Here is a 17572-nt window from a genome sequence, read left to right on the forward strand (position 1 = left end):
CTACTGTCGCATCATGATCTGGTCCATCGGCGGCATGTTGGCGTTGAGATTCGCCATGATCCAGACCGTGCCGCCGACCACCAGCAACACCACCAGCAGCCCGAAGGCGAGCGCCAGCACGTTGTTGGTGTTGTCGGGGCCAGTGGTGATATGCAGGAAGAACACCAGATGCACGCCCATCTGTGCGATCGCGAGCACGATCAGCGCGACGGGAATCGAGGGCTGCCAGACCAGGTCCGTGCCGGCGATGAAGAACGACGTCGCCGTGAGCAGCAGCGCGAGCACGAGCCCGACGACGTAACCGAGGATCCTTGCGCCGACGCTATGCTCCTCTTCCTCGCCCGGCGCGAGGTCGTGTTTGACCATTCCATGCGTCTGCTCACTCATGGCGCACTCCCGAGCAGGTAAACGACTGAGAACACGGCGACCCAGATGATGTCGAGCGCATGCCAGAACAGCGCAAAGCACGTGATCCGGCGCAAGATGTCCGCGCGAAAGCCCTTTGCGAACACCTGGGCCATCATGGTGAGAAGCCACAGCACGCCGGCGGAGACATGCAGGCCGTGGCATCCGACCAGCGAGAAGAACGCGGTCAGGAACGCACTGCGTGACGGGCCATAGCCACGCGCGATGAGGTCGGCGAATTCGCGAAACTCGAGAACGAGGAATATCAGCCCGAGCACGCAGGTCACGGTCATGCTAAGATAAAACCAGAACCGGTTGCGCACGTCGGCGGCGATGCTGGCCATGCCGCAGGTGAAGCTCGACAGCAGCAGGCAAACCGTCTCGATCGCCACGTTCCTCTGCTCGAATATCTCCGCGCCCTTGGGGCCGCCGGCGGTCTGGCCTGACAGCACCGCATAGGCCGCGAAGAAGCAGGAGAACATCACGATGTCGGAGAGCAGGAAGATCCAGAAGCCGTAGGCGGTCACGATCCGCTTCGGCGCAGGGCCGGGATGCTCGATGACGAGGCCGATATGATGGGGATCGGCGTGCGCGTGGCCTGCGGTCGCGGTCATCGCCATCAGACTGCTCCCGCCATGCTGACGAGGTTGCGCCGTTCCTCGATGTTGCTGCGGTCGATGCGGGCGACCTCCTCGGCCGGGATGACGTATTCGTCATGGTCGCGCCAGGCGAACACGACGAAGGTCGCCCAAGCGCCCAAGCCGCCCAGGATCACCATCCACCAGATGTGCCAGATCAGCGCGAATCCCATGATGGTGGCGAAGAAGGCGCAGACGAATCCGGTCGGGGAATTCCGGGGCATCTCGATATCCTGATAATCCGGCGTCTCATGCGCGAGCGATTGCTGCTTCGCGCGCGCCTTCATATCCCAATAGGCGTCCTCGCCGCGCACATCGGGATTGAAGGCGAAGTTGAACACCGGCGGCGGCGACGAGGTTGCCCATTCCAGCGAGCGCCCGTCCCAGGGATCGCCGGTGCGGTCGCGCAACGCCTCGCGATTGCGGATGCTGACGACGAGCTGCACGATCTGACAGATCACCCCGATCGTCAGCACCGCCACGCCGACCGCCGCAACGATCATCCAGGGCCGCCAGGCCGCGACGTCGTAGTGCTGCATGCGCCGGGTCATGCCGAGCATGCCGGCAATGTAGAGCGGCATGAAGGTTATGAAGAAACCGATGAAGGTGAACCAGAACGCGGCCTTGCCCCAGCGTTCGTCGAGACGGAACCCGAACGCCTTCGGGAACCAGTACTCGAAGCCGGCAAAAACACCGAACAGCACGCCGCCGATGATCACGTTGTGGAAGTGCGCCACCAGGAACATGCTGTTGTGGAGGATGAAGTCGGCCGGCGGCACCGCGAGCAGCACGCCGGTCAGTCCGCCGATGAGGAACGTCACCATGAAGCCGACCGACCACAACATTGGTGTCGCAAAACGGATGCGGCCGCCATACATCGTGAACAGCCAATTGTAGATCTTCACGCCGGTCGGTATCGCAATGATCATGCTGGCGATGCCGAAGATGGCATTGACGTTGGGACCTGCGCCCATCGTGAAGAAGTGGTGCAGCCAGACCATGAAGGAGACGACACAGATCGCCATGGTCGCGAGCACCATGGAGCGGTAGCCGAATAGCGCCTTGCCGGAGAATGTCGAGACCACCTCGGAGAAGATGCCGAAGGCGGGCAGCACCAGGATGTAGACCTCGGGATGGCCCCAGGCCCAGATCAGGTTCATGAACATCATGACGTTGCCGCCGGCCTCGTTGGTGAAGAAGTGGAAACCGAGATAGCGGTCGAGCAGCAGCATCGCCAGCGTCGCGGTAAGGATCGGGAACGCCGCGACGATGAGGAGGTTCGAGGCCAGCGTGGTCCAGCAGAACATCGGCATGCGCAGGTAATTCATGCCCTTGGTGCGCAGCTTCAGCACGGTGGTGACGAGGTTGATGCCGGCCACCAGCGTGCCGACGCCGGAAATCTGCAGCGACCAGGCGTAATAGTCGACGCCGACGCCGGGCGAATAGGACAGTTCCGACAGCGGCGGAAAGGCGAGCCAGCCGGTGCGCGCGAATTCGCCGACCACGAGCGAGATATTGACCAAGAGCGCGCCGGTCGCCGTCAGCCAGAAGCCGACCGAATTGAGCGTCGGGAAGGCGACGTCGCGCACGCCGAGCTGGAGCGGTACGATGAGGTTCATCAGCCCGATCACGAACGGCATCGCCACGAAGAAGATCATGATGGTGCCGTGCGCGGAGAAGATCTGGTTGTAGTGCTCCGGCGGCAGATAGCCCTGCGACTGATACGCCACAGCCTGCTGGATCCGCATCATGATGGCGTCGCTGCCGCCGCGCAGCAGCATGACCGAGGCGAGCAGGATGTACATGACACCGATGCGCTTGTGGTCGACGCTGGTGATCCATTCGTGCCAGAGATAGGGCAGATGTCCCTTCACCACGACCCAGCCCAGCACGCCGAGGATCGCGACAAGCACCATCGCGCCGGCGACGAGCGGAATCGGCTGGTCCAGCGGGATGGCCGACCAATCGAGCTTACCGAGCATCATGGCCTCCACTGTGCGACCGGCCTGCTTCGGACGCGAGGGCCGGCCCGGGCCCCGGCGGAATGTGCTGGGTCGCGATCAAATCGAACAGGCGTGGATCGTCGAGGCGGTAGACCGGCCTGCCCTTCTCGATGCCCTGCTGCATCAGCTTCTTGTAGCTGTCCTCGTTCAGCACCGCGTCCGTCTTCGCCGTATTCGCCACCCAGTCCGGGAAGGCGAGCGGCGAGATCACGTTGACGTCGAACATCATGTCCGGGAAACCGTCGCCGGAGAAATGCGCCGACAGGCCCTGCAGCTTGCCTTCGTTGTCGGCGCGCAGGTTTAGCTTCGTCACCATGCCGTTCATGGTGTAGATCATGCTGCCGAGCTGCGGGATGAAGAACGTGTTCATCACGCTCGACGACGTCAGCTGGAATTTCAGCTCGGCGCCGGCCGGCACCGTCAGGGTGTTGACGGTGGCGATGCGCTGGTCCGGATAGATGAAGAGCCATTTCCAGTCGAGCGAGACGGCCTGGATCCGCACCGGGCTGCCGGTGCCCGGCACGGGCGCGGCGGGATCGAGCTGGTGCGAGCCGATCCAGGCGACGCCGCCGAGCAGAATCACGGTGAGCGCCGGAATCGACCACACCACCATCTCGACGCGGCCGGAATAGACGAAGTCCGGCTGGTAGCGCGCCCTCGGGTTCGAGGCGCGAAACCAGAACGCGAAAGCCAGAATCGCGAAAATGGTCGGCACCACGATCACGAGCATGATGAAGACCGAATCGACCAAAATAGTTCTATTGGCCGCAGCCACGGGCCCTTGCGGATCGAGCAGATTCATCGGCAAGCCACTGGTGGTTGGGAAGCCCCGGGACTGAGCCTAACGCGGGAAAGGCTCCGCGACAAACGCTGCGAGGCCGGAACGGTTCCTGGACCGCAACGGCTAGCCATGCGCGATGGACCGGCCGCCACATGCAATTGCGTGGGATGTCAATAACATGAACGCGGAAAGCGCGCTCTTCTCTCCCGGGAGCGCGATTGCTAGTCTGCACGAAAATAATGACAAGGACGGGAGTGAACCGAGATGCGCTTGAAGGACAAGGTCGCGATCGTCGTCGGGGCCGGGCAAAGCCCCGGCGAAGGCATGGGCAACGGCCGCGCGACCGCGCTCACCTTCGCGCGCGAGGGCGCCAAGGTCTTGTGTGTCGACCACCATCTGGAATCGGCGCAGGAGACGGTCACGATGATCACCGCGAAAGGCGGCACAGCAGCGGCCTTCAAGGCGGACGTGACCAAGGCTGCGGACATCAAGGCGATGGTTGCGGACGCGCAATCGCGCTGGGAACGTATCGACGTGCTGCACAACAATGTCGGCGTCAGCCTCGCCGGTGGCGATGCCGAGCTGCTGCAAATAACCGAGGAGGCATTCGATCGCGTCGTCGCCATCAATCTGAAGAGCTGCATCCTCGCCGCGAAAGAAGTGATCCCGATCATGCGCGCGCAGAGAAGCGGCGCCATCATCAACATCTCGTCGATGGCCGCGATCACCACCTATCCTTACGTCGCCTACAAAGCGACGAAGTCGGCGATGATCGCCTTCACCGAACAGCTCGCCTACCAGAACGCCGAATACGGCATCCGCGCCAACGTCATCCTGCCCGGCCTGATGAACACGCCGATGGCCGTCGACACCCGCGCCCGCGAATGGCACAAGACCCGCGCCGAGGTCGAAGCCGAACGCGACAGCAAGGTGCCGCTGCGCAGAAAGATGGGTACGGGCTGGGACGTCGCCAACGCCGCGCTGTTCCTGGCGAGCGATGAGGCGAATTTCATCACCGGTGTGACGCTGCCGGTGGATGGTGGTGCGAGCGTGAGACGGGGATGAAGCGAGCGCGGTGCTCTTACCCTCCCCTGGAGGGGGCCCTCCAGGGGAGGGTGAAGTCAGCGCGCGCTTGTCACCCGCCAGATCGTGCCGTTGCCATCTTCCGAGATCAGCAGCGATCCATCCTTCGCCGCGGCGACGCCCACGGGGCGCCCCCACACTTCCGTATCGTTCACGACGAACCCCGTAACGAAATCCTCGTATTCGCCGGTCGGCTTGCCGTCCTTCATGCGGATGCGGATCACCTTGTAGCCGGTGCGTTTCGACCTGTTCCAGGAGCCGTGCTGGGCGGCGAAGGCGTCGCCCTGGTATTCGGGCGGAAACTGCGCGCCCTGGTAGAAGGTCATGCCGAGTGAGGCCGAGTGCGGCTGAATCAGCACATCGGGCACCGTCACCTTGTCCTTGATATCCGGCCGCGCGCCGGCATGGCGCGGGTCTTCATTGCCACCGATATAGAACCACGGCCAGCCGTAGAACGCGCCTTCCTTCACGCTCGTGACGTAATCGGGCACGAGGTCGTCGCCGAGACCGTCGCGCTCATTGGTCGAGCACCAGGGCAGACCAGTCTGCGGCTGGACCGCGAGGCCGACGCAGTTGCGGATACCGGTGGCATGGATCTTTCGCTCCTTGCCGTCAGGGTTGAAGGCCAGCACCGCGCCGCGCTCGAGCTCGCTGGCCCATGTGGCGCCGAGCGGCTGCGTCTTCGCCCACGCCTCCATCCCGCCGGGCGGCGTGCCCATGCCTTCGGCGACGTTGCTGAGCGAACCCACCGACACCAGCATACGCTTGTTGTCGGGCGTGAAGACGAGATCGCGGGTGGAATGGCCCCCATCCGGCAGGCTTGCGACAACCGTCTCCGCCTTGCCGCGCGCCTTGAGATCGCCGGCCTGGTAGGGAAAGCGAACGACGCTGTCGGTGTTGGCGACATAGACCCATTGCGGATTGTCGCCGTTCGGAAAGAAGGCGATGCCGAACGGCTGCCGCAGGCCGCTGGCGAACACCTCGTTGGTGGCGACCTTGCCGCCTTCGCCCGCGCGCAGCACCCGGACGCTGCCGGCGCGCATTTCCGCGACGAACACATCGCCATTCGGCGCCACGCGGATGATGCGCGGCGCGCGCAGGCCTTCGGCGAACAGCTCGATCTTGAAGCCGGCCGGCACCTGGAGCTGGGCTTCCGGCGGACGCGGCACCACGCGCGACGAGCTCGCAACCGATCGCGTGGCGCCGGGCCTGACCAGATCCTGCGGCCGGATCAACCTGACCGTGCCGGGCTTGTCGGCGCGCCAATCCCCATAGGCGTCCTTGCCCTGCAACATGGGCTCGGCGTGTGCGCCGGCCGCCGCAGCAGCAGCCAGCAGCGCTGCGAGCATCGCCACGAACGTTATCCTGTCGCTCAATTCGTCGTCCTCCGCCTTGGGCGTGTCGTGCGTCAACGCCGATCACCCGCAAAAGGTCTCTCGGCGAGTTTGGCGCCCGCCGAATCCCACGTCAGTTCATGCCCGCACGATGTGCATCAGCCGCAGTCCATCATACTGGAAAATGCGCTTGAACGGTGCGACACATTGTGAGGGCGACGATCGCCGGTTACGGTCATGGAGGCTGCGGCATCCAGGTCGCGCCGGATGAGGAGATCATGTGGGGATCCGTCATATCAGAATGGGCGAGCCTGCTGCTGCGCTGGCTGCACGTGGTGGCCGCAATCGCCTGGATCGGCAGTTCCTTCTATTTCATCGCCCTCGATCTCAGCCTGAAGCCGAAGGCCGACCTGCCGGGCGGCGTGCAGGGCGAGGCCTGGCAGGTCCATGGCGGCGGCTTCTACAGGATCATGAAGTATCTGGTCGCGCCCAGCCAGATGCCGGACGAGCTGACCTGGTTCAAATGGGAGGCCTACACCACCTGGCTGTCCGGCTTCGCGCTGATGGTGGTGGTGTATTATCTCGAGGCCGATCTGTTCCTGGTCGACAAGTCGATCCTCGACCTCACATCATTCCAGGCCGGACTGTTCAGCTTCTGCAGCCTGGCGCTGGCGTGGCTGCTCTATGAGGCCGCCTGCCGCACCGGGCTCGCCCAGCGCGAACTGCCCTTCGCCGTCGGCGGCTATCTGTTCCTGGTCGCACTCACTTACGCCTTCACCCATGTGCTGAGCGGACGCGGCGCCTTCAACCAGATCGGCGCGATCATCGGCACCATCATGGTGGCCAACGTCTTCACGCTGATCATTCCGAACCAGAAGAAGATCGTGGCCAGCCTGATCGCCGGACAGGCGCCTGACCCCAAGCTCGGCAAGGCCAGCAAGGAACGCTCGGTCCACAACAATTACCTGACGCTTCCCGTCGTCGTGCTGATGATCAGCAACCACTACCCCCTGCTCTACGCCACGCGCTTCAACTGGATTATCGTCGCGATCGTCCTGGCGCTCGGGCCGGTGATCCGCCACTTCTTCAACGAGCGTCATGCCGGGCGCCAATCGCCCTGGTGGGTGTGGGGCGTGGCCGCGGCCGGCGTGATTGCGATCCTCCTCCTCTCCGCCGCCGGACCGCGCGAGGTGAAGACGGGCGCATTGTCGGCGCCGGTCACGGCCGCCAATGTCGAGGAGATCGTGATGTCCCGCTGCAGCATGTGCCACGCGGCCGAGCCGGTCTGGGCCGGCATCGTCACCGCGCCGAAGGGCATTGTGCTCGACACGCCCGAGCACATCCATCGCAACATCCGCCTGATCGGACGGGTCGCGGCCTGGTCGAATTCGATGCCGCCGGGCAACATCACGGAAATGACCGGCGAGGAGCGCGCCGTCCTCGCGGCCTATATCGAACATGCGCGCTGAGGTCGCGTCGCACGAGAGGCATCGCGCGGAATGAAATTCCGCTTCTCTCGCCGAATTGAAAATGACTTGACGGCCCATCCGGCGTAGACATGGCCGGCAGCCGCCGGCGCGGCGCAAAATCAGCTTGCAATCGGGGAATAACAACAGTGGCCCTCAAGAACGTCATCGGTATCGACCACGCCGTCGTCATGGTGAAGGACCTCGACAAGGCCGCCGAGAACTATAGGCAACTCGGCTTCACGGTCTCGCCGCGCGGCACCCACAGCGCGCATATGGGCACCGGCAATTACACCATCATGTTCGACCCCGATTACATGGAGCTGCTCGGCGTGCTCGTGGCGACCGAGCACAATGCGCCCGCCCGCGCCTTCGTCGAACGCCACGGCGAGGGCATTGAGCGCATCGCCTTCACCGCAGTCGATAGCGCTGCCGGCGCCGAGGAGATCCGTGCACGGGGCCTGGAGCCGATCGGCCCGACCGATTTCGAACGCCCCGTCACGCTGCCAGATGGCACGATCTCGGCGGCGAAATTCCGCACCTTCATGTGGCCGACGGCGGAAGCGCCGGGCGGCGTGCGCATCTTCGCCTGTCAGCACAAGACCCGCGAGACCGTGTGGATCCCCGAGCTTATGACCCACGCCAACGCGGCCAAGCGGATCAAGCAGACGCTGATCGCAACGCCGGAGCCCGCCAAGGAGGCCGCGCATCTCGCCCGCCTGATCGACCGCGAAGCGAAGACCGACCCGGACGGCGCGGTCACCGTGCCCTCCGGCGGCGATCGCGCCGACTTCGTCTACCTGACGCTGGACCAACTCGCCAAGCGCTATCCCGGCGTGTCGCTGAATGGCCTCTCAGAGCGCGGTGGCGCTGCGCTGGTGCTGGTCAGCGGCGATCTCGCCGCGACCGAGAAGGCGCTGGGGTCGGCCGCCGTGCGGAGCGGAGCTGCGATCTGCGTGCCGCCGGCCAAGGCCAACGGCACCCTGCTCGCCTTCATTGCCGGCTGATTTGAACCAATTCTTTAACGGGCGTTTACCCGGCGGCTGTAGACTTCCCGGCCATCAAGCCACCGGGGCCAAACGCATGTTCAAAGAGGGATCGCCGATCGCCTATGACGCGCCGGCCGAGCTGAAGAAATGGCCGTCGCTGAAGGGCGAGCGGCAGAAGGATCGCGGGCCGCCCTATCTCGTTTACAACGGCACGCTCGCCGAATGCGTCCGCGAGCTCATGGGCAAGCCGATCAAGGGCATCTCGCTCTACGACATCATGACGACGCCCCAGGCCGCCTTCGATCAAAACGTGCTGTCGCCCGGCGATGCCGCGGAGATCGCGATGCGCAAGGATTTTCCCAAGGACTAGTTCGCCGCGCGCTTCGCAGCGGGCGTACCCTGCCGCTTCGATGAGGATTCCGTCGGCGCATCGAGGAAGGCGACGGGCATGCCGCGCTTCACGTTCTCGCCGAGCACACGCGCGTCCCAATTGGTGAGCCGAACGCAGCCGTGCGACGCCGACTTGCTGACCTTGTCGGGTTCTGCCGTTCCGTGGATGCCGTAGCCCTGCGCCGACAGGCCGATCCAGTATGCGCCCACCGGATTGTTCGGACCCGGCTTGATATCGAACGGTCTCTTGGACTTGACGCTCTTGAACTTGTACTCGGGATTGTAGCGGTAGGTCGGCAGCTCGTGGCTGGCGGTGACCTTCAGCGTTCCCGTTGGCGTCGGGCGATCCGGACTGCCGACTGACGCCGGATAGAACGCCAGCAGAGCGCCGCTTGCATCGAACGCTTTCAAGGTCCCGTTGGTCTTATCGACTTCGAGCCGGGCAATGCGCGGCAGCTCGCGCCGCGCCGGAACGTTTGTGACGACGATCGTCTCTCCGGCCTTGTCGAAGGTCTTGCCCGGATTGAGCGCCTTGAGCAGATCCGCGCTCATGTGGAATTTCTCGGCAATTCCTTCGAGCGGGCTGGTGTAGCTCAGCGCGTCCAGCGACTTCATGTCATCGAGCTTGGCCGGCAGCTTCGTTAAGAACGGTCCCTTCACGTCGGCGTCGGTGATCTTGTAGTCGACGAGGATCGGGCCCTCGCTCGCTGCGGTCAGCTTGTCCCAGAGCTCCGGCGCCACAACCTTGTCGGATGCGATGCCGTTCTGCTCCGCGAACGCCTTGAGCGCCTTCTGCGCGTTCTCGCCGAACTTTCCGTCAATCTCGCCGGGCGAGAATTGCGCGCGATCGAGCAGCACCTGAAGCTTCACCACCGCTGCATTCAGCTTGTCGGTGGCGGGCGGCTTCGCAGGACGCGCAGCCTCGTTCACCGCGGTCGGATCGAGATGGCCTGCAAGCGCCGGAGCAACGAGCCACAGCGAAATCACCGCGCCAAGCATCCATCGCATCGTCATCGCGCATCCCACTCGCATACGGCCCGCAAAACCGCGGAAAGGTTTCTGTTCGGGAACACCGTAGTAACACCGAAGGAACCCGGGAGATCGCAGCTTTGCCGCAATCGGACGGTTAAGAACTTCCTATCGCCGGCGCATCGCTGGCTGTTCATCCACACAGTTCGAGGTTGTCCCAGCAAATGCGATTTGTCGTCGCGGCTTGCGCCGCGTTCATGCTTCTGATGTGCGACTTCAATCCGTCGGCGTCCCGCCAAGCATCACGTTTCGACACCAGTGTTCTCAAGAACAATCATGCCTCGCCACTTGTTCCGGTGGTCGAGCTGTTCGTCGCCAGCGTGCAGGCGATCGAGCTTGCCAACGCGCGCGCGGCTTACGAGCAGGTGATCGAGCCGCCGCGCACGGTCGAGCCACCGCGCCCGGTGGAGCCGGCGGTGCAGGCGGAGCCCTCGCCGACCGAACGATTCTGTCACGCGCTGCGCCAGGCCGCCGAATCCAGCGGCATTCCGGTGCCGTTCTTCGCGCGCCTGATCTGGCAGGAGAGCCGCTTCAAGTCCAACGAGGTCAGCCATGCTGGCGCGCAGGGCGTCGCGCAGTTCATGCCGGGGACGGCCGCCGAGGTCGGGCTCGACGATCCCTTCGATCCGATGAAGGCGCTGCCGGCGTCGGCAAAATTCCTGCGCAAGCTGCGCGACGATTTCGGCAATCTCGGCCTTGCTGCCGCTGCCTACAATGCCGGTCCCGGCCGCATCCAGAAATGGCTTGCCAGGCAGAGCGGGCTGCCGCGCGAGACGCGCGACTATGTCCGGATCATCACCGGCACCAAGGCCGAAGACTGGACCGAACGGTCGGAGGCACTCGCGATCCGCATCGATCTGCCGCGCGAAGCGCCATGCGAAGGCATCGGCAGTCTTTCCAAGACCAAGGACGTCGCCTGGGTTCCGGTGAACCTGACGGCTTCGGTTGCGAACATCATTCGCAAGGGCGAGCAACTCGCGGCGCGCGTGACGACGAAGGGCGCCCGCAAGCGGCTCGCCACACTGTTGCGGAAGAATGTCACGGCTCCCGGCAAGGCCCGCAGCATGATCGCGGCACGCGCGGCCGGAAAGAGCGCGAAGGCGCGCGCCGTTCGTCTCGCATCGCGCGAGCGGACGTCAGGCTAACGATCGGAGCCGCGCCCTTGCGCGGCTCCGATCGCCGTCGATCTAGTCGATCTCCTCGATCACCCGCCGCTCGCGCGGCTCGATGACATAGGTCCGGGTGTCGCGGTGGATGTAGCGATATTCACGCAAACCCGGCGCATCGCGGTAGACCGTGGTCGGGAATTCCTCGACCTCGACGCTCTCGGGAAGACGGTCACCGACGCGGATCTCACTGCGCGCTGTGCTGCCGGTGGTCCGCACTTCCTTGCGCCCCTCGGTACGGGTTTTCGCATGCTTGCGGATCACCTCGCGATCGCGATCCGAGAACTTGCTGGCGCTGCGCTCGCGCGTCGTCGTCGTCGTCGCCGTGGACTGGCCTGAGTACGGCAGCACCGTCACGATCTTGTAGGTCGCCGGATCGACCACGACGATCTGATCTTTCACCAGCGCAAAGCTGTAGCCGCGATATTGCGGCACGATCTCGACGACGTCGGGCGGCAGCGTCGAGAGGTGCACGTCGCGCGGCACCACCGTGCCGACGTTCAGCGCGAAATTGACGTTGGTCAGCGGCCGCACGTTGAGGTGCGAGATCGACGCGCTGATCTTGGTCTCCTGCTGCTTGTTGAGGTTGACGTCGGCCTGGGCGGCCGCCTGGTTGCTCGTCGGCGCAGACGGTGCCTGCTGGGCCTGGTTGGTTCCAGATGCGGCCGGTGCCTGCTGGGCTTGATTGCTGGCCGGCGGCGGATTGGACCGGTCCTGTGCCTGGTTGGTGTTCGCAGCTTGCGGGTTGGCGCTCTGCTGCGTTGCAGGCTGGTTGCCGGTTGCATTGGAATTTGTCGCACCGCTCTGCGACTGCGCAGTCGAGCCCGTATTGGCGGTGCCGGAGCCGGACGACGGTGGGTTGGCCTGCGTGGTCTGGGCCGGCGTTCCCGACGACGGGGATTGCTGCGGTTGCGATGTGGTCTGCTGCTTGTCGGTCGCGCTCGACGGCGAGGTCGTGGATGGCGCGGTGGAGTTCGACTGGGACTGCGGCGTCTGCTGAGACGGCGGATTCGTGCTGGGCGATTGCGCATACGCGGCGCTCGCCAGCACCACCCCCAATGCGGTGGTTGCCAACAGGCGGATCATGGTTCACTCCCTTTCATCAAATGAAACTGGGCTACTAACCTGCGTTAGAACGGGGGGTTCCAGTTTTTCCCGAGAAAGCCGAGCCCGCACCGGAACCCGCAATGCCATCGAAGAGCGCCGGGATCATCGCCTACCGCAAGCGTGGGAACATCGAGGTGCTCCTGGTCCATCCCGGAGGGCCGTTCTGGCGCAACAAGAATCTCGGCGCATGGTCGATCCCGAAGGGCGAATACACGGACGGAGACGACGCAGAGATCGCGGCGCGACGTGAGTTCGCCGAGGAGCTGGGACAGGAGCTTTCCATGCCGCTGACCCCGCTCGGCCAGGTCAGGCAGCGCGGGGGCAAGCTCGTCACCGCCTTCGCGGCCGAGCTCGATCTCGACGTGCGCAACATTCGCAGCAACACGTTCGAGATGGAATGGCCGCCGCGCAGCGGCAAGCGGCAGGCCTTTCCGGAAGTCGACCGCGCCGAATGGTTCACGCTCGACGCGGCGCAGGAGAAGATCAATGCAGGACAGCGTCCGCTGCTCGACCGGCTTAAGCTGCTGATCGGCAGATAGCGCGTCGCGCCCTATTCCGCCTTGATGTTCGCGGCCGCAACCACCTCTGCGAGCTCCTTGGTCTCCTTGGCGATCTTCGCGGCGTAGTCGGCCGGGCTGAGCACGCTGACGACGCCTTGCGCGCCGAGCTTCTCCTCGGCCGAGGGATCCTTGGTGGCGGCGACGATCTCCCGGTGCAGGGTTTCCAGGATCGGCGCGGGCGTTGCCTTCGGCATGAAGAAGCCGACCCAGAACGAGATGTCGAATCCGGGATAGCCGGCTTCCGCCACGGTCGGCACGTCGGGCAGCGCCGGCAGCCGCTCGGCCGAGGACACCGCCAGCGCGCGCAGCTTGCCGGCCTTGACCAGCGGCACGGCGGAGAGCGGATCGAACACCGCCAGCACCTCCTGCGCGAGAATGCCGACCTCGGCGGCCGAGCCGCCGCGATAGGGCACGTGGATCAGCTTGATGCCGGCCTTCTGGCTGAGCAGCTCCATGGCGAGATGGGCGAGATTGCCGTTGCCGCCGGAGCCGTAGGCGAGCGCGCCGGGCGCGGCCTTGGCCGCAGCGACGAGATCGGCCACCGACTTGACGTTCGCCGTCTTGGGATTCTCGGGATTGACGACGAGGACGAGCGGCGCCGAGACCACCGTGGTGAGCGACGCAAAATCGACTTGCGGATCGTAGCGGATGTCCTTGAACAGCGTCTTGTTCAGCGTGATCGTCGACGAGTTGCAGGCGAGCATGGTGTAGCCGTCCGCATCCGCGCGCGCGACGCCCTCCGCGGCGATCATGCCGTTGGCGCCGGCGCGGTTCTCGACCACGAAGGGCTGGCCGAGCTTGTTGCTGAGCCGATCGCCGATGATGCGCGCGACGACGTCGACCGGGCCGCCCGCACTGAAGCCGACCATGATCTTGACCGGCCGCGACGGATATTTCTGCGCGAGAGCCTCTGTCGTCAGCGCCAAGGCGCATAGACCTGCGATGACTGCCAGCAGGCGGGCGGTTCGTTGCATTCGTTCTCTCCCAGACCTCTTGGCGCCGCTTGTGCATGCTTGTTGGTGCGACGCCGTAGAAGTCATGAATAGCGGCCGTGCCGGATTTCGCAATCGCGTTTGAGCGCCGGCATTCCGCCGCACGGCACGTGCGTGCCGCATCCAAAACAAAAGTGCGAAAACAACCCCATGCACAGTAGACCGCCCCTGTCAGAACAAGGACTTGCGGGGACGGACGAAAATTTTCGGATTTACGAAATAAATTCTGTCACGTCGGGCAAAACAGTGGCATACTGCCATCATCGCAACAGTCGCGAGCGTCACGGCCTGCCGGCCCGGACCCGTGCCGACGCGGTTGCGCCTAAACCCTTCATCGACATTCCGAAATCCGCATTCGCGCGCAGCGGCGAACGGCCGTTCGTGCTTGCGCGCTCAAAGGACACATGCCCATGACGACAGCTCTCGAACGCCACATCCCCTCGCCGCTCGCGGCATCCGATCGCAGCGTCCCCGCCGCGACCCCGCGCGTAAAACTCTACAAGCGGCGCATTGCGATCAGCCATCCCGACCCACAGGCCGGCGAGCGGCTGCTGGCCGAGGCGCTCGGCGCCGCCGACCGCGACGCGATGCACGGCATGCTGAGGCAATTGGTCAAGGCCAGCGTGGTCGGGCAGAAGCCGGATGAGGCCAATCTCGCCTTCATGATCTCGACCATCAGGAGCATCGCGCCGAAGGATTCCATCGAGGCCTTGCTGGTCTCCCAGATGGTGTCGGTGCACATGGCGGCGATGCGCTGTGCCTGCCGTCTCGCCTGCACCGACGATCTGACGCAGCAGGAGGGCATCGCCCGCGCCTTGACCCGGCTCTCCCGCACCTTCGCCGCCCAGGTCGAAGCGCTGAACCGCCACCGCAACAGCGACGAGCGCGCGATCACGGTGCAAAACCTGTCGGTACAGGACGGCGGACGGGCGATCGTGGGCAACGTCACGCAGCATGCCAGCATGATCATTGCGGAGGCTGGCGCAATGGAGACGACTTCGAATGCAGAAACGGGCGCAGGCCGCGAGGTCCATACGAGTGGCGCCTGCGTATGACCGGCGATCACATCCGTCATACCGATGCGATGCAGTCGAGCCCGCGCTGCGGGGCGCAGACGCGCCGCGGTCTCGCGTGCCGCGCGCCAGCCGTGCACGGCAAGCGCCGCTGCCGCATGCATGGCGGCGCGCCAAGATCGGGCGCTCCGAAGGGCAACCGGAATGCATATCAACATGGAATGTGCACACCGGACGCCCGCGCCGAGCGACACCGGATGAAGGCCTTGCTGGAGGACGCTTGGAAGCTGCTGATCGAGTTGAAATAGATTGCGGCCCAGGAGCGACGCGGATGACGCCATTCCGGCGCGAGACATGACCTCAAGAAAACGAAGCTCTGATGGAGCCTTAAGCCAGAAAGCTCGGTGCCGCCGCCATACAACTAGGGCCGTGTATTTGCCGGAGCCACAGGGACAATCTGCAGCCCAGCTGCGTTCAGCGCTTCAGTGATTTGCTTGGCCAGCAACTTGGCTTCCTCAGTGCCGATTTGAGCGTCGGGAAGCCGCTCGAAGAACGCACAAAGCGTCGTCGCTATGATGGTATTGACCTGGTGCGCATCAACCATTTGCTGCACGCGACATTAAGAATGACTTCACCGGCGCGGCGGTCGCCTGCCGGGCCGTGGCGGGTCATCGCAAGCCGAAGAACGAAAGAATGACGGCGATCACAACGATTAGCCCTATGAGGTAGATCAGACTGTTCATCGCAATTCTCCTTTCCCACGTGATGGGTTGGATTCATTCGAGGGTCGTCGCCGCGTCCCTGGCACTACCCTGCTGAACGGCCAGTTTTTCGAACTCCACTTCCTTCTCGATGGCCGCCAGAGAGTTGCCGATCTTGTCGACGATCCTGACCAGATCGGCATTGGAGATGCGAAGCCGCCTGCGGACCGACTTGACCTGCTCAGCGTTCGCAAGATCGAGCGTAGTGCGAATGGGCCGTGGCGGTCTCGAGGACAGCATGATCAGGTCTCCCTAACCTAGGTAAGAGAGACGATGTCTCCTTTGTTCCTACGTCCGCCAACGGAAGCTCCCAAGAGCGAAGATGATGCAACCGTCGCGCGCACCGCGGAGACGCCCACAACACTTTATCCCCGCGGGGCAACGCCATGACTCCCTACCAGGCTGAGTGCCGTCTCGAAGGTGGTGCGTTGCAATGCGGCTAACCTCTCGGCAATGGCATTGCTCGAGAGGTCGAGTACCAGTCCGAGGTCACATTCCGGCATGAGGGGGGCGCGCTGCCGCCATTGGCAGCCACCCCCTCAATCCTGTAACCCCACCCCAAAACCTTCTCGGGACGGGACGCTCATGACCAACGCCGACGACGACGCGGGCACCGCCACCCGCGCGCTGATCTTCGCGCTGGTCGCGCTTGCCTGCGGCCACATGCTGTCGACCTTGCTGCGTACCATTCCGGCGGTGAGCCTCGATTTGATGGCGGCGGATTTCCACATCGAGCCGCAGGCGCTGGCGAGCCTCACATCGGTCTATCACTTCGCCTTTGCAGCCTCGCAGATCCCGGTCGGGGCGGCGATGGACCGGTTCGGCGTGCGGCCGGTGGCGCTCGCCCTGCTGGCGGGAACCGTGTTCGGCGCGATGGCGTCCGGCTTTGCGACGGGACCCGAGAGCTTCGCCGTCGGGCAGCTGCTGCTCGGCGTCGCCACCTCGGGCATGCTGATGTGCCCGATGACGCTCGCAGCCAAGCAATTGTCGGCGGCGCGGTTCGGATTGTGGTCGGGTGCCATCCTCTCGATCGGCAATATCGGCATGCTGCTGTCGGCGAGCCCGCTCGCCTTCGTGATCGACACCTACGGCTGGCGCGCCGGGTTCTGGATCTCCGCGATCGGCGGCGTCCTCGTCGCGCTCGCGGTGTTCGTGCTGGTGCCGCACCAGCCGGCCGAGCACAAGGACGAATCCTCGCCGCTGTCGCAGATGATCGATGTGGTCAGGCTCGGCCTGTCGCGGCCGCTGCGCGGTGTGATCGCGCTGGCGATGGTGTCGCTGGCGAGCACGCTGGTGCTGCGCGGCCTCTGGGGCGGACCCTGGCTGATGGAGATCAAGGGACTGACGCGGATCGAGGCCGGCAACCAGCTCGGCGCGTTCACGCTGGCGATGATCGCAGGCCCGCTGCTGGTCGGCATGATCGACCGCAGGCTCGGCCGCCGCCGCGAGCTGGTCGCCGGTACGCATGCGATCGCGGCGCTGCTGCTCGCGCTGATGGCGCTGGGAGCGCCGCACTTCGCCGTTGCATGGCTGTTCGGCGTGACGGTCATGCCGCCGTCCTACGATCTGGCATTGTTCGTGCTCATCGGGCTCTTCACCTCCGCGCAGCCGCTGCTGTTCGGCATGTCCAGGCAACTGGTCGACGCGCAGGTCGCCGGCAAGGCGCTGGCGGCCGTCAATCTCGCCTTCTTCCTCGGCACCGCGCTGATGCAATCCGTCACCGGCGCGGTGGCCGCGCTCGCGGGGCTGCCGGCGGTGCTGCTGTTCATGGCGGCGGCACTGGCGGTCGGCGTGCTGATTTTCTTGATCTACACGCAGCGCGTCTGAGCCCCTTGCGAAATGCGGAAGCGCAGGA

Annotated in this window: 19 protein-coding genes; 9 read left to right on the forward strand and 10 right to left on the reverse strand. The window is 64.6% G+C overall.

The window, feature by feature from the left end:
- The 4 genes from cyoD to I6F17_RS01140 are packed head-to-tail and all read right to left on the reverse strand — an operon-like array spanning position 1 to position 3848.
- Positions 1-387, reverse strand: a complete 387-nt coding sequence (cyoD, locus tag I6F17_RS01125; RefSeq protein WP_225123741.1) for a cytochrome o ubiquinol oxidase subunit IV — start codon at positions 385-387, stop codon at positions 1-3.
- Complete coding sequence (locus I6F17_RS01130) at positions 384-1025, reverse strand: cytochrome (ubi)quinol oxidase subunit III (protein WP_128263580.1); 642 nt, start codon at positions 1023-1025, stop codon at positions 384-386. Before I6F17_RS01130 ends, cyoD begins: the two co-directional genes overlap by 4 nt.
- On the reverse strand, positions 1025-3025 hold the full coding sequence (gene cyoB, locus I6F17_RS01135) for a cytochrome o ubiquinol oxidase subunit I (RefSeq protein WP_225123847.1): 2001 nt from the start codon (positions 3023-3025) through the stop codon (positions 1025-1027). Before cyoB ends, I6F17_RS01130 begins: the two co-directional genes overlap by 1 nt.
- On the reverse strand, positions 3015-3848 hold the full coding sequence (locus I6F17_RS01140; RefSeq protein WP_225123742.1) for a cytochrome ubiquinol oxidase subunit II: 834 nt from the start codon (positions 3846-3848) through the stop codon (positions 3015-3017). The genes cyoB and I6F17_RS01140 overlap by 11 nt, the downstream gene beginning before the upstream one ends.
- A 243-nt stretch (positions 3849-4091) precedes the next feature.
- Between I6F17_RS01140 and I6F17_RS01145 the strand changes: the two genes are divergently transcribed.
- Positions 4092-4892 (forward strand): SDR family NAD(P)-dependent oxidoreductase, encoded by an 801-nt coding sequence (locus tag I6F17_RS01145; RefSeq protein ID WP_036037896.1) that lies wholly within the window; start codon positions 4092-4094, stop codon positions 4890-4892.
- Between the two features lie 56 nt (positions 4893-4948).
- Here the strand turns inward: I6F17_RS01145 and I6F17_RS01150 are convergent, their stop codons facing one another.
- Entirely contained in the window at positions 4949-6286 is a 1338-nt protein-coding gene (locus I6F17_RS01150; RefSeq protein ID WP_225123743.1) for a sorbosone dehydrogenase family protein, read from the reverse strand.
- A gap of 236 nt (positions 6287-6522) precedes the next feature.
- Here I6F17_RS01150 and I6F17_RS01155 point away from each other — a divergent pair, with 236 nt between their 5' ends.
- From I6F17_RS01155 to I6F17_RS01165, 3 genes are all read left to right on the forward strand, one after another.
- Positions 6523-7713: a urate hydroxylase PuuD gene (locus I6F17_RS01155; protein WP_225123848.1), complete on the forward strand. Its 1191-nt coding sequence runs from the start codon at positions 6523-6525 to the stop codon at positions 7711-7713.
- Positions 7714-7859: 146 nt separating this feature from the next.
- The gene (locus I6F17_RS01160; RefSeq protein ID WP_225123744.1) at positions 7860-8717 is read left to right on the forward strand and encodes a VOC family protein; all 858 of its coding nucleotides are present in this window, start codon (positions 7860-7862) and stop codon (positions 8715-8717) included.
- 76 nt (positions 8718-8793) lie between these two features.
- Complete coding sequence (locus I6F17_RS01165) at positions 8794-9069, forward strand: hypothetical protein (protein WP_036004252.1); 276 nt, start codon at positions 8794-8796, stop codon at positions 9067-9069.
- On the opposite strand, the gene I6F17_RS01170 is transcribed toward I6F17_RS01165, so the two are convergent.
- Positions 9066-10103: a L,D-transpeptidase family protein gene (locus I6F17_RS01170; RefSeq protein ID WP_225123745.1), complete on the reverse strand. Its 1038-nt coding sequence runs from the start codon at positions 10101-10103 to the stop codon at positions 9066-9068. The two genes, I6F17_RS01165 and I6F17_RS01170, sit on opposite strands and share 4 nt — an antisense overlap.
- Positions 10104-10282: 179 nt before the next feature.
- Between I6F17_RS01170 and I6F17_RS01175 the strand changes: the two genes are divergently transcribed.
- The gene (locus I6F17_RS01175; RefSeq protein ID WP_036037901.1) at positions 10283-11263 is read left to right on the forward strand and encodes a lytic transglycosylase domain-containing protein; all 981 of its coding nucleotides are present in this window, start codon (positions 10283-10285) and stop codon (positions 11261-11263) included.
- A gap of 42 nt (positions 11264-11305) precedes the next feature.
- Here I6F17_RS01175 and I6F17_RS01180 read toward each other — a convergent pair whose 3' ends face one another.
- Positions 11306-12370: a DUF1236 domain-containing protein gene (locus tag I6F17_RS01180; RefSeq protein ID WP_036037903.1), complete on the reverse strand. Its 1065-nt coding sequence runs from the start codon at positions 12368-12370 to the stop codon at positions 11306-11308.
- Between the two features lie 101 nt (positions 12371-12471).
- Here I6F17_RS01180 and I6F17_RS01185 point away from each other — a divergent pair, with 101 nt between their 5' ends.
- The gene (locus tag I6F17_RS01185; protein ID WP_225123746.1) at positions 12472-12930 is read left to right on the forward strand and encodes an NUDIX domain-containing protein; all 459 of its coding nucleotides are present in this window, start codon (positions 12472-12474) and stop codon (positions 12928-12930) included.
- A gap of 11 nt (positions 12931-12941) precedes the next feature.
- Here the strand turns inward: I6F17_RS01185 and I6F17_RS01190 are convergent, their stop codons facing one another.
- Entirely contained in the window at positions 12942-13925 is a 984-nt protein-coding gene (locus tag I6F17_RS01190) for a tripartite tricarboxylate transporter substrate-binding protein (RefSeq protein WP_036037907.1), read from the reverse strand.
- 428 nt (positions 13926-14353) lie between these two features.
- On the opposite strand from I6F17_RS01190, the gene I6F17_RS01195 reads away from it, so the two are divergent.
- Both I6F17_RS01195 and I6F17_RS01200 read left to right on the forward strand, forming a co-directional pair.
- Positions 14354-14998 (forward strand): hypothetical protein, encoded by a 645-nt coding sequence (locus tag I6F17_RS01195; RefSeq protein WP_057026996.1) that lies wholly within the window; start codon positions 14354-14356, stop codon positions 14996-14998.
- Positions 14995-15264 carry an HGGxSTG domain-containing protein gene (locus I6F17_RS01200; protein WP_036026046.1) on the forward strand — a complete coding sequence of 90 codons (270 nt, stop codon included), beginning with the start codon at positions 14995-14997 and terminating at the stop codon, positions 15262-15264. Before I6F17_RS01195 ends, I6F17_RS01200 begins: the two co-directional genes overlap by 4 nt.
- 113 nt (positions 15265-15377) lie before the next feature.
- Here the strand turns inward: I6F17_RS01200 and I6F17_RS01205 are convergent, their stop codons facing one another.
- The gene (locus I6F17_RS01205) at positions 15378-15560 is read right to left on the reverse strand and encodes a hypothetical protein (RefSeq protein WP_036037914.1); all 183 of its coding nucleotides are present in this window, start codon (positions 15558-15560) and stop codon (positions 15378-15380) included.
- 172 nt (positions 15561-15732) lie between these two features.
- Complete coding sequence (locus I6F17_RS01210) at positions 15733-15957, reverse strand: DUF3606 domain-containing protein (protein ID WP_036037917.1); 225 nt, start codon at positions 15955-15957, stop codon at positions 15733-15735.
- A 345-nt stretch (positions 15958-16302) separates the two neighbouring features.
- On the opposite strand from I6F17_RS01210, the gene I6F17_RS01215 reads away from it, so the two are divergent.
- Positions 16303-17544, forward strand: a complete 1242-nt coding sequence (locus I6F17_RS01215; protein ID WP_036037919.1) for an MFS transporter — start codon at positions 16303-16305, stop codon at positions 17542-17544.
- The last annotated feature ends 28 nt before the right edge of the window (positions 17545-17572 follow it).

Source organism: Bradyrhizobium sp. NBAIM18 (genome assembly GCF_020193825.1).
GTDB lineage: Bacteria > Pseudomonadota > Alphaproteobacteria > Rhizobiales > Xanthobacteraceae > Bradyrhizobium > Bradyrhizobium yuanmingense.

Excerpts from the sequence above, each read along its gene's own strand:
- cyoD (WP_225123741.1), bottom strand. The coding sequence starts at position 387 with ATGAGTGAGCAGACGCATGGAATGGTCAAACACGACCTCGCGCCGGGC.
- I6F17_RS01130 (WP_128263580.1), bottom strand. The coding sequence starts at position 1,025 with ATGGCGATGACCGCGACCGCAGGCCACGCGCACGCCGATCCCCATCAT.
- cyoB (WP_225123847.1), bottom strand. The coding sequence starts at position 3,025 with ATGCTCGGTAAGCTCGATTGGTCGGCCATCCCGCTGGACCAGCCGATT.
- I6F17_RS01140 (WP_225123742.1), bottom strand. The coding sequence starts at position 3,848 with ATGAATCTGCTCGATCCGCAAGGGCCCGTGGCTGCGGCCAATAGAACT.
- I6F17_RS01145 (WP_036037896.1), top strand. The coding sequence starts at position 4,092 with ATGCGCTTGAAGGACAAGGTCGCGATCGTCGTCGGGGCCGGGCAAAGC.
- I6F17_RS01155 (WP_225123848.1), top strand. The coding sequence starts at position 6,523 with ATGTGGGGATCCGTCATATCAGAATGGGCGAGCCTGCTGCTGCGCTGG.
- I6F17_RS01165 (WP_036004252.1), top strand. The coding sequence starts at position 8,794 with ATGTTCAAAGAGGGATCGCCGATCGCCTATGACGCGCCGGCCGAGCTG.
- I6F17_RS01170 (WP_225123745.1), bottom strand. The coding sequence starts at position 10,103 with ATGACGATGCGATGGATGCTTGGCGCGGTGATTTCGCTGTGGCTCGTT.
- I6F17_RS01175 (WP_036037901.1), top strand. The coding sequence starts at position 10,283 with ATGCGATTTGTCGTCGCGGCTTGCGCCGCGTTCATGCTTCTGATGTGC.
- I6F17_RS01180 (WP_036037903.1), bottom strand. The coding sequence starts at position 12,370 with ATGATCCGCCTGTTGGCAACCACCGCATTGGGGGTGGTGCTGGCGAGC.
- I6F17_RS01185 (WP_225123746.1), top strand. The coding sequence starts at position 12,472 with ATGCCATCGAAGAGCGCCGGGATCATCGCCTACCGCAAGCGTGGGAAC.
- I6F17_RS01190 (WP_036037907.1), bottom strand. The coding sequence starts at position 13,925 with ATGCAACGAACCGCCCGCCTGCTGGCAGTCATCGCAGGTCTATGCGCC.
- I6F17_RS01195 (WP_057026996.1), top strand. The coding sequence starts at position 14,354 with ATGACGACAGCTCTCGAACGCCACATCCCCTCGCCGCTCGCGGCATCC.
- I6F17_RS01200 (WP_036026046.1), top strand. The coding sequence starts at position 14,995 with ATGACCGGCGATCACATCCGTCATACCGATGCGATGCAGTCGAGCCCG.
- I6F17_RS01205 (WP_036037914.1), bottom strand. The coding sequence starts at position 15,560 with ATGGTTGATGCGCACCAGGTCAATACCATCATAGCGACGACGCTTTGT.
- I6F17_RS01210 (WP_036037917.1), bottom strand. The coding sequence starts at position 15,957 with ATGCTGTCCTCGAGACCGCCACGGCCCATTCGCACTACGCTCGATCTT.
- I6F17_RS01215 (WP_036037919.1), top strand. The coding sequence starts at position 16,303 with ATGACCAACGCCGACGACGACGCGGGCACCGCCACCCGCGCGCTGATC.